We start from the raw sequence: 858 nt of genomic DNA on the forward strand, positions 1-858 counted from the left end.
CGCGCCTCGGCGTCAGCTTGGGAATTGAACGGACCGATCAGAATTCGTGTTTTACCGCTGCCGTCCTTGACGACAGTCGGAACGAAAGCATGCTCGATCAACCAGCCGCTCAGGTCACTGACTGCCTGCGGAGTTTCGCCCCGAACTTCCAGATCCCACTGTGGCGCGGCGGCCGCCGGCGCTGCCGCGACCTTCGTCTCAGGCTTCGGCGCATCTACATTCCTGCCTTCACCGCAGCCTGCCAATGCCAGTGCCGCTACCAGCCAAACCAATTTGCGCACAACGCTTTCCTCGGAATTCACAAAGCGGGGATCTTAGCATTCAAAAATACTTCGCGAGCCCCGCAAAATGGGCACAAAACAACGAGAATGATGATTGCAGCCTCTGTATAGTTACGCCCTGGGAATTAATGCCGCTTCTGCGCGTCAGAAAGAGGCACCCAAACCGTGAGACTTCGCACTAATCTATAGATACCACCGACCTCTGCACTGTCTGAATCAGGTGCCCTACAAAGCAATCAAGGAGAAGACCATGCTGATACTCACCCGCAAAGTCGGTGAAAGCATAAACATTGGTGATGACATCACGATCACCATCCTCGGAGTCAGCGGCCAACAGGTCCGCATCGGCATCAACGCTCCGAAAAACGTGGCAGTGCACCGTGAAGAAATTTACCAACGCATCCAGGCCGGCCTGACCGCTCCGGACAAGCCGCAAACGCCCTGAGCCACTTAGCATTACGTAGCCAGTCCTATTGCCGTCGCGCAAGACTGGCTAAAGATTCACGCGCCGTTTAGCCATCCGCATTTCACCCCGCTGGGCACGGCGCCTGAAGCATGCTGACTCCTTTCACTTGCC

General features: G+C 56.1%; 2 protein-coding genes. One reads left to right on the forward strand and one right to left on the reverse strand.

The annotated features are described in order from the left end of the window. The coding region (locus tag D6877_RS22900; protein WP_130912223.1) for an SPOR domain-containing protein at positions 1–281 on the reverse strand (281 nt) is incomplete at its 3' end. A 250-nt stretch (positions 282–531) separates the two neighbouring features. On the opposite strand from D6877_RS22900, the gene csrA reads away from it, so the two are divergent. Then, positions 532–726 (forward strand): carbon storage regulator CsrA, encoded by a 195-nt coding sequence (csrA, locus tag D6877_RS22905; RefSeq protein WP_003179932.1) that lies wholly within the window; start codon positions 532–534, stop codon positions 724–726. Positions 727–858: the final 132 nt, after the last annotated feature.

The organism is Pseudomonas sp. Sample_9 (genome assembly GCF_004307535.1).
Taxonomy (GTDB): Bacteria; Pseudomonadota; Gammaproteobacteria; order Pseudomonadales; family Pseudomonadaceae; genus Aquipseudomonas; species Aquipseudomonas mercuritolerans.